At 71.3% G+C, this 9,094-nt stretch carries 10 protein-coding genes and 1 pseudogene; 5 read left to right on the top strand and 6 right to left on the bottom strand.

Annotated features, from left to right (window positions below):
- Positions 1 to 434 (bottom strand): annotated as a pseudogene (locus tag ABD056_RS03765) (hypothetical protein); the annotation flags it as partial.
- 156 nt (positions 435 to 590) lie between these two features.
- Here ABD056_RS03765 and ABD056_RS03760 point away from each other — a divergent pair.
- Genes ABD056_RS03760 through ABD056_RS03750 form a run of 3 tightly spaced genes read left to right on the top strand, consistent with a single transcriptional unit; the run spans position 591 to position 2,747 of the window.
- Positions 591 to 1,298, top strand: coding sequence for a response regulator transcription factor (locus ABD056_RS03760; protein ID WP_343864546.1), 708 nt, complete (start codon positions 591 to 593; stop codon positions 1,296 to 1,298).
- On the top strand, positions 1,295 to 2,227 hold the full coding sequence (gene nudC / locus ABD056_RS03755) for an NAD(+) diphosphatase (RefSeq protein WP_343864544.1): 933 nt from the start codon (positions 1,295 to 1,297) through the stop codon (positions 2,225 to 2,227). The genes ABD056_RS03760 and nudC overlap by 4 nt, the downstream gene beginning before the upstream one ends.
- 55 nt (positions 2,228 to 2,282) lie before the next feature.
- Positions 2,283 to 2,747, top strand: coding sequence for a hypothetical protein (locus ABD056_RS03750; RefSeq protein WP_343864542.1), 465 nt, complete (start codon positions 2,283 to 2,285; stop codon positions 2,745 to 2,747).
- 18 nt (positions 2,748 to 2,765) lie between these two features.
- On the opposite strand, the gene dnaQ is transcribed toward ABD056_RS03750, so the two are convergent.
- From dnaQ to ABD056_RS03725, 5 genes are all read right to left on the bottom strand, one after another.
- Positions 2,766 to 3,515, bottom strand: a complete 750-nt coding sequence (gene dnaQ / locus ABD056_RS03745) for a DNA polymerase III subunit epsilon (protein ID WP_343864540.1) — start codon at positions 3,513 to 3,515, stop codon at positions 2,766 to 2,768.
- Positions 3,516 to 3,518: 3 nt separating this feature from the next.
- The gene (gene coaE, locus ABD056_RS03740; RefSeq protein ID WP_343864538.1) at positions 3,519 to 4,154 is read right to left on the bottom strand and encodes a dephospho-CoA kinase; all 636 of its coding nucleotides are present in this window, start codon (positions 4,152 to 4,154) and stop codon (positions 3,519 to 3,521) included.
- Positions 4,151 to 4,996, bottom strand: coding sequence for a shikimate dehydrogenase (locus ABD056_RS03735; RefSeq protein ID WP_343864674.1), 846 nt, complete (start codon positions 4,994 to 4,996; stop codon positions 4,151 to 4,153). Before ABD056_RS03735 ends, coaE begins: the two co-directional genes overlap by 4 nt.
- Entirely contained in the window at positions 4,996 to 5,592 is a 597-nt protein-coding gene (locus ABD056_RS03730; protein WP_343864536.1) for a Maf family protein, read from the bottom strand. The genes ABD056_RS03735 and ABD056_RS03730 overlap by 1 nt, the downstream gene beginning before the upstream one ends.
- A 69-nt stretch (positions 5,593 to 5,661) precedes the next feature.
- Positions 5,662 to 6,498, bottom strand: a complete 837-nt coding sequence (locus tag ABD056_RS03725; RefSeq protein ID WP_343864534.1) for a pyruvate, water dikinase regulatory protein — start codon at positions 6,496 to 6,498, stop codon at positions 5,662 to 5,664.
- A gap of 450 nt (positions 6,499 to 6,948) precedes the next feature.
- On the opposite strand from ABD056_RS03725, the gene hemE reads away from it, so the two are divergent.
- A complete protein-coding gene (gene hemE, locus ABD056_RS03720; protein WP_343864672.1) occupies positions 6,949 to 7,998 on the top strand; it encodes a uroporphyrinogen decarboxylase in 1,050 nt (349 codons plus the stop codon).
- Positions 7,999 to 8,040: 42 nt separating this feature from the next.
- On the top strand, positions 8,041 to 9,090 hold the full coding sequence (hemH, locus tag ABD056_RS03715) for a ferrochelatase (protein ID WP_343864532.1): 1,050 nt from the start codon (positions 8,041 to 8,043) through the stop codon (positions 9,088 to 9,090).
- The last annotated feature ends 4 nt before the right edge of the window (positions 9,091 to 9,094 follow it).

Genomic DNA, 9,094 nt, shown 5'->3' with positions numbered 1-9,094 from the left:
GGTGCCGGCCAGCAGGCGGTCGATGCGGCGGTGCCGGCCGTCGCCCGCGACCGTGGCGTGGCGGTCAGGCCGTGTTCCACCACTCCGGCGCCGGGCTCGGCCAGGGCGCGCAGCGTGGCGGCGGTGAGCGGATGATCGCCGGTGATGAGCGTCACCTCGGTTTCCTCCGCCGCCAGATCGAGCAGCCGCGCCCGCCGCGCCGTCACCGCCACCGCCGGCTCGGCACCGGCCAGGGCGCGCAGGCGATCGAGCGCCGCCGGCGTCACCGCCTCGGCCGCCAGCACCAGGGCGGCGGCATCGCCGGCCGCCGGCAGCACCACGACGGCGCCGCCGCGTCGCACTTCCGCCGTCGCCCGGTCGACCGCGATCAACGGCGCGGTCAGCCCGGCAGCGGTGGCTTCGGAAGAGGCGGAGGGCAGGGCAGGATCGGACATCGGAAACCTGTGTTGTCAGCGGACCGGAACAATAGCCCGTCGCGTCTGCCCACAAAAGGCCGCTTTCGCAAGCATGATCGGAGCCAGGGGCATAACCGTATCGAAATATGACGGGCCCGATGGTAGAACAGCAAGGTACCCATACGGACAGACACGATGACCGCTGGACGCCGCCTGCTTCTGGTCGACGATGACGACCTTCTGCGTCGTTCCCTGGTGGAACAGCTGACCGCCCAGGAGGACTTCGCCGCCATCGTCGAAGCCCCCACCGCCGCCGAAGCCCGACGCATCGCCGCCACCGACGGTCCCTTCGACGTGGTGCTGCTGGACGTCGGCCTGCCCGACGCCGACGGCCGCGACGTCTGCCGCGCCTTGCGGGCCGAGGGCATCCGCTGCCCCATCCTGATGCTCACCGCCGCCGACAGCGACGACGACACCATCACCGGCCTGGAAGCCGGCGCCAACGACTACATCACCAAGCCGTTCCGGCTGGCGGTGCTGCTGGCCCGGCTGCGGGCCCACATCCGCAGTCACGAAGCCTCGGACGACGCGGTGTTCCAGATCGGCCCCTACAAGTTCCACCCCGCCACCAAGATGCTCACCGACGAGGGGCGCAGCCGCCGCATCCGCCTGACGGAGAAGGAAACGGCCATCCTCAAGTACCTCTACCGCGCCGGCGGGGCGGTGGGGCGCGAGCAGCTGCTGGACGAGGTGTGGGGCTACAATGCCGGCGTCACCACCCACACCCTGGAAACCCACGTCTACCGCCTGCGCCAGAAGATCGAGCCGAAGCCCGGTCAGGTCACCCTGCTGCTGACCGCCGAGGGCGGCTACCGGCTGGAACTGGCGGGCGGCGCCGCATGACCCTGCGCCCGCCGCACTACACCGGCGCCGGGCTCGACCGCGCCGACGACCGCCGCGAGGACGCCGCCGCCCTGCTGGCCGGCCCCGACGTGCGGGTGCTGCCGCTGTGGCACGGCCGCCATGCGGTGGATGCCGGCGGGGCGCCTCTGTGGCGGCGGCGGCCGGACGACGGCGCGCAGCCGATCTTCCTCGGCCTGACCGGCGCCACGGCCTGGTTTGCCGAGGACCTGTCCGCCCTGCCGGCCGTCGACCCCGACGACCGCGACCGTGGCCCGGGCGACACCGCCGCCGGGCTGCCGGCCGATGCCCGCTGGCTCGACCTGCGGGCCTTCGGCAATCGCCTGCCGCGCGAGCTGGCGGCCATCCTGGCCTATGGCCGCGGGCTGGTGTTCTGGCACCAGACCCATCGCTTCTGCGGCCGTTGCGGAACCGCAACGGAGGTGCGCAAGGGCGGCCACCAGCGCCAGTGCCCCAATCCGGCCTGCAACGCCCCCCATTTCCCCCGCACCGATCCGGCGGTGATCATGCTGGTGACCGACGGCGACCTGTGCCTGCTCGGCCGTCAGGGCTGGTGGCCGGACGGGGCGCTGTCCACCCTGGCCGGCTTCGTCGAACCGGGCGAGACGCTGGAGGAAGCGGTCGCCCGCGAGGTGCGGGAAGAAGCCGGCATCGCCGTGCGCGACGTGCGCTATCGCGGCAGCCAGCCGTGGCCGTTCCCGTCGTCGCTCATGCTGGGATTCGAGGCCATCGCCGCCAGCACGGAGCTACGCATCGACACCACCGAGCTGGAATTCGCCCGCTGGGTCCATCGCGACGAACTGGCCGGCTTCGGCGAATGGGGCGACGGCAGCGACGGGCCGAAGCTGCCGCGCGCCGACTCCATTTCCCGCTGGCTGATCGAAAGCTGGCGCCTCGGCACAGGCCGGTGACCGCCGGCGCCCTTTCCGCTATCATCACAAGGGGTAACGGAAAGGGGAAAGGCGTATGGCCGAGGAACGGTGGTGGCAGAACCCGGTGGCCAAGGCAGGGCTGGCGGCGCTGGTGATCATTCCGGCGGTGCTCGGGCTGATGTCGCTGTGGACCGAAACCGACCTGCGCCGCGCCGGCGCCGATGCCTTCAACTTCAAGCCCGGCGTCTGGGTCAACGTGCCGCCGGACTCCTTGCGCGGCACCTGGGCCAAGGAAGGCCGCTGCCGTGACGAGGACAGCCTGCTGCTGATCATTTCCGACGGCGGCTATCGCTGGCGCACCTCGCGCACCGAATGGGGCTTCGCCCGCGGCAAGTACCGCTACGACAGCCCGCAGGCCTACCGCGTGTTCTTCCAGCTGCAACGGCTGGTGCAGCCGACCGACGACCCCGACCAGGTGTTCACCGTGTCGGGCACGACGCTGCGCAAGTACAACCTGCGCGGCGGCACCCAGGAAGCCTTCGAGAAATGCCGCACCTGACCGCCGCCTGAGCCGGCCTCACGCCGGCTGCGGTTCGCGGGCCGGAGCGTCGGCGGCAGCCGGGGCGGACGCGGGGGCCGGCGGTTCCAGTTCCAGCCACAGCGGCTTCTTCAGCCGCTTGGCGACGAACTCGGCATGGGCCGCCAGTTCTTCCGGCGTTGCCGCATGGGGGCGCGGAGCGCGGTAGGGGCGGTCGATGTGGATGGCGCGGCCGCCGTCGCCGTCGCGACCGCCGGTGGCGAGCGCCAGCCCCGGCTCGCGCCCGCCCACCAGTTCAAGATAAACCTCCGCCAGCAGCTGGGCGTCGAGCAGGGCGCCGTGGTAGGTGCGCGAGCTGTTGTCGATGCCGAAGCGGCGGCACAGGGCATCCAGGCTGGCCGGGGCGCCGGGGAACTTGCGGCGGGCCATCTGCACCGTGTCGACCGCCTGCTCCATGGGCAGCGGCGCCCGGCCGCAGCGCACCAGTTCGGCATTGATGAACTTCATGTCGAACTGGGCATTGTGGATGATCAGCGGGCTGGAGCCGACGAAGGCCAGGAAGTCATCCACGATATCGCCGAACAGCGGCTTGTCGGCCAGGAACTCGATGGACAGGCCGTGGACGCGCTGCGCTTCCTCCGGCATGTCGCGCTCGGGGTTGCAGTACTTGTGGAAGTGGGCGCCGGTGGCGACGTGGTTGATCAGCTCGACACAGCCGATTTCCACCAGCCGGTGGCCTTCCGAGGGTTCGAAGCCGGTCGTTTCGGTATCGAGAACAATCTCGCGCATGGCTCACTCGGGGTTGCGGCGGCGGCGGCCGGGGGAACGGCGGGGCAGGCGGCCCGCCCGCAGGTCGCGCACGATGCCGGCCAGGGCGCGGCGCGTCAAGGCACGGCCGAGGCCGGTCGGCACCACCCAGTCGGCGCGGCGGCGCTTTTCCGCGTCCGGCATCTGGCGCGCCAGGATAGCCTGGAACTTGGCCTCCGTCATGCCCGGGCGTGCCAGCACCCGCAGCCGCTGCAGGAACAGCGGCGCCGACAGCACGGCGACGGCATGGCAGCGGGCCTCGCCGCCGGTCTCGAACAGCAGCGGCACGTCCAGCGCCACCAGCGGTACCCGCGCCAGGCGCTGACGCTTCAGGAACTCCGCCTCCGCCGCCCGCACCAGCGGGTGGACGATGGCCTCCAGCCGGCGGAAGGCGGCGTCGTTGCCGACCACCGCCTGCGACAGCCGGGCGCGGTCGATGGCGCCGTCCACCGCCGCGCCGGGAAAGGCCGCCGCCACCGGCGCCACCGCCGCGCCGCCGCGGGCGAACAGGCGATGGACGGTGGCATCGGCGTCATGCACCGGCACCCCCAGGCGCACCAGCATGCGGTGGGCGGTGGTCTTGCCCATGGCGATGGAGCCGGTGAGCCCCAGGATGATCATGCCGGCGCATCCCCCAGCACCACGGCGCGCAGCTCCGCCGTCACCTCCGGGCGGATGCCGAACCAGTACTCGAACCCCGGCCGCCCCTGGTGCAGCAGCATCCCCAGGCCATCCACCACCGCATGGCCGCGCGCCTGCGCCCGCAGCAGCAGGTCGGTCATCAGCGGCGCATAGACGATGTCGGTCACCAGGGCGGCGGCGGGCAGGGGGTCGAGGGCGATGTCCAGCGGCGGGGCCCCGGTCATGCCGAGGGTGGTGGTATTGACCAGCAGCCCGGCGCCGGCGAGGGCGGCGCTGCGCTCCTCCCACGCCACCACCTCGATGGCGCCGCCCAGGTCGGCGGCCAGGTCCGCCGCCCGCTCGCGGGTGCGGTTGGTCAGGCGCACCTGCGGGCAGCCGGCATCCAGAAGGGCCGCGACGATGGCCCGCGCCGCGCCGCCGGCCCCCAACACCACCGCCGGGCCGGCATCGGCCCGCCAACCGGGGCAGCCGGCGCGCAGGTTCTCCAGAAAGCCGAAGCCGTCGGTATTGTCGCCGAACAGGCTGCCGTCGGGGCGGCAGACCAGGGTGTTGACCGCCCCCACCCGACGGGCGAGCGGCGTCGCCTCGTCACAGGCGGCCAGCGCCGCTTCCTTGTGCGGCACGGTGATGTTGGCGCCGGCGAAGCCCAGCTTGGGCAGCGCCCGCACGGCGGCGGTGAAATCCTCCGGCCGCACCGGCAGCGGTACATAGGCGCCGTCGATGCCGTAGTGCCGCAGCCAGAACCCATGCAGGCGCGGCGACCGCGAATGCGACACCGGCCACCCCATCACCCCGGCGACCCGCGCCTTCCCCGACACCATCATGGCGTCACCACCCCGTGATTGCGGACGAAATCCAACAGCGGCAGCAGCGGCATGCCGAGGATGGTGAAATAATCCCCCTGCACGCGGCTGAACAGCTGCGCCCCCAGCCCCTCCAGCTGATAGGCGCCGACCGAATGCAGCACCGCCTCGCCGGCGCGGTCCAGGTACTCGTCCAGGAACGCCTCGGTGAACGGCCGCATGGTCAGTTTGGCGCGGTCGACGTGGTGCCACAGCCGTTCGCCGTCGCGCATGACCACAGCGCAGGAGATCAGCTCGTGGGTGCGACCGCGCAGGGCCAGCAGCTGCTCGCGGGCGCCGGCGCGGTCGGCCGGCTTGTCGAACCAGCGGCCGTCGCAGGCGAGCATCTGATCGCAGCCGACCACCAGGAACCCCGGATAGCGCGGGCTGATGCGGCTGGCCTTCAATTCCGCCAGGGCCTCGGCCACGTCGCCCGGCGGTGCGCCTTCGGCTCGCATGGCGGCCTTGATGCCGTCTTCATCGACGCGCGGCACATCCACCGCAAAGGGCACGCCGGCATTGGCCAGCATGGCCTGCCGGGTGCGGCTGCCGGAGGCGAGGATCAACTCGGCCATGACGCTCCATCCATGACTGTGGGTGGGGCAGAATAGCCGCCCCGCCCGCCCCGGAAAAGGGCGGCGACGTCAGCTGCCGCCGCCGGTCAGCTTGGCCTGGCGGTTGCGGTGCAGCTGCACGATGGTCGCCGCCGTCTCCTCGATGGAGCGGCGGGTGACGTCGATCACCGGCCAGCCGTGGCGGGTGAACATGCGGCGGGCTTCCTGCACTTCCTCCCGCACCCGTTCCAGGTCGGCGTATTCGGCGTTGGCGGCGTCGTTCATCACCCGCAGGCGGGTGCGGCGGATGTCGGCCAGGCTGCGCGGGTCGCGAGTAAGCGCCACCTTCAGCGGCCGCGGACAGGCCAGCACCTCCGGCGGGATGCCGATGCCCGGCACCATGGGCACGTTGGCCGCCTTCAGGCCGCGGTTGGCGAGGTACATGCAGGTCGGCGTCTTGGACGTGCGCGACACCCCCATGATGATGACGTCGGCATCGCCCAACCGGTCCATGCCCTGGCCGTCGTCCAGTTCAATGGCGAAGTGCATGGCGTCGATGCGGCGGAAGTAATCGGCGTCGGGCAGGTGCTGGCGGCCGGGCTGGCGCCCCATCTCCACTTGCAGGTAGGCGCCGAGCGTCTGCATCACCGGGTCGAGCACCGGGATGAACGGCACGTCCGCCTCGCGGCAGCCCTGTTCGAGCAGGGAGCGGATCTCCGGGTCGACCACGGTGCACAGGATCACCCCCGGCTGTTCCCGCACGCCCTCGATCACCCGCATGGCCTGGCCGCGGGTGCGCACCAGCCACCACAGATGCTGTTCGGTGTGGACGTCGGGCAGCTGCACCAGGCAGGCGCGGGCGATGGCGCTGACCGTCTCGCCGCTGGAATCGGACACCAGGTGAAGATGGAAGGTGCGGGTGGGCACAGGGCGCCTCCGGGAGTGGTCGAAGCCGACTCGCAGCCTGTGGATAAAGCTGGGGAGTCGGGGATAAGCGGGGGCCTCGCCGGCCGCCCGCCAATTCCTCCCCCGCTTGGGCAAAAGCCGCCCGGAGGGAGGTGAGTCTGTGCACGCCGTCGGCGGTGTCAGCGGGTGAGTCGGGGAGAACCGCCCCTGCGGGTTAAGTTATCCACATTATCCCCAGACTTCTCCACCGCGCCTGCGACTCGGCAGTTCCTGGCGACAGTGTGGCGGCTCGTCCCGTCCGGGTCCACAGTTTCACGTGAAACACGCCGGCGGCGCCCGAGTCGCTGTGGACAATCGTGTGGACGGCGAGTCGTCCCCGGGATTCACAGGCCCTACATCCAACCACAACCCTTTTCCTAAAACCCCTCCCTCTGTTATGAGGGACCGGGGACAACCACCCGAGATCCCGAGATCGCCATGGCCACCACCTCCGAAAAGCGGTTCCTGCGCGCCCTGAACGGCGAGACGCTGACGCCGCCGCCCTTCTGGCTCATGCGCCAGGCCGGCCGCTACCTGCCGGAATACCGAGCCACCCGGGCCGAAGCCGGCGATTTCCTGTCGCTGTGCTACACGCCCGACTTCGCCGTCGAGGTGACGCTGCAGCCGCTGCGCCGCTACGGCTTCGACGCCGCCATCCTGTTTTCCGACATCCTGGTCATCCCGGATGCCCTCGGGCAGGCGGTGCGCTTCGTGAAGGGGGAAGGGCCGCAGCTCGATCCCCTGCGGTCGGCCGCTGATCTGTCGCGACTGGAGCGGGATCGCGTCCTCGGACACCTCGCGCCCGTGTTCGAGACCGTGTCGAGGCTATCAAGGGAGATCCCGCAGACGACCGCGCTCATCGGGTTCTGCGGCGCACCCTGGACGGTTGCCACCTACATGGTGGAAGGACACGGCTCCAAGGACTATGCCGCCACCAAGAAGTGGGCCTACGGCGACCCGGAGGGCTTCGACCGTCTCATCGGCCTGCTGGTGGACGTGACCACTGACTACCTCATCGCCCAGGTGGATGCCGGCGCCGAGGCGCTGCAGATCTTCGACAGCTGGGCCGGCGTGCTGCCGGAAGTGGCCTTCGAGCGCTGGGTCACCCGCCCCATCGGCGAGATCACCCGCCGCGTCAAGGCGGCGCGGCCGGGGGTGCCGGTGATCGGCTTCCCGCGCGGGGCCGGGCTGCTCTATGCCGACTTCATCGACCGCACCGGCGTCGATGCCGTATCGCTGGACACCACCATGCCGCTGGAATGGGCCCGCGACACCCTGCAGACCCGCTGCACCGTGCAGGGCAACCTGGACCCCATCCTGCTGGTCACCGGCGGCCAGGCGATGAATGACGGAATCGACCGCATCCTTGAAATCCTCGGACGCGGACCTTTCGTATTCAATCTCGGCCACGGTATCGTTCCGGAGACCCCGCCGGAGCATGTGGCCCAGCTTGCCGACCGTATTCGCTCCTTCCAGGGCTGACCCGTTCCGGGTTGGCCCCTCCCGCCGCCGGACCCGGACCTGATGACCAAGATCGCCGTCGTTCTGTTCAACCTGGGCGGGCCGGACAGCCTGGAGGCCGTCCGCCCGTTCCTGTTCAACCTGTTCAACGACCCTGCCATCATCGGCGCGCCGACGCCGGTGCGCTGGGCGCTGGCGCAATTCATCAGCCGCCGGCGGGCGCCGGTGGCGCGGGAGATCTACGAGAAGCTCGGCGGCCGCTCCCCCCTGCTGCCCCACACCCAGGACCAGGCGCGGGCGCTGGAAGCGGCGCTGGCCGGCGAGGGGGTGGAGGCGCGCGCCTTCATCGCCATGCGATACTGGCACCCCTTCACCGCCGATGTGGTTGCCGAGGTGAAACGGTTCGGCCCCGACCGCATCGTGCTGCTGCCGCTCTATCCGCAGTACTCGCGCACCACCTCGGGCAGTTCGATCAGGCACTGGCATCACCACGCCGCTGCGGCGGGGCTGGATGCGCCCACCACCACCGTCTGCTGCTACCCCACCGAGCCGGGCTTCGTGCGCGCCCAGGCGGCCCTGGTGGCCGCGGAGCTGGATGCCCTGGAGGCGGAGCGGGGCGACCATCCGCCGCCGCGGGTGCTGTTCTCCGCCCACGGGCTGCCGAAGAAGGTGATCGCCGGCGGCGACCCGTATCAATGGCAGGTGGAGCAGTCGGCGGCCGCCGTGGCGGCGGCGCTCGACCGGCCCGGCCTGGACTGGCGCGTCACCTACCAGAGCCGCGTCGGGCCGCTGGAATGGATCGGCCCGGCCACCGACAGCGAGATCGAGGCCGCCGGCCGCGAGGGCAGGCCGCTGGTGGTGGTGCCCATCGCCTTCGTGTCCGAGCACTCGGAAACCCTGGTGGAGCTGGACATGGAATACGGCGAGCTGGCCCATCAGTCCGGCGTGCCGCTCTACCGCCGGGTTTCGACCGTCCTGTCGGCGCCGGCGTTCATCGACGGTCTGGCCGGGCTGGTGCGGCGGGCCGTCGCCACCTCCGGCACCGGCCCGGTGAGCGAGCGCGGCGGCCGCCTGTGCCCCGGCACCTGCGGCCAGTGCCCCACCACAGCCTGAGGAG

This window comes from Caenispirillum bisanense (assembly GCF_039523075.1).
Lineage (GTDB): Bacteria > Pseudomonadota > Alphaproteobacteria > Rhodospirillales > Rhodospirillaceae > Caenispirillum > Caenispirillum bisanense.
This window is presented reverse-complemented; position numbering and strand designations above follow the sequence as displayed.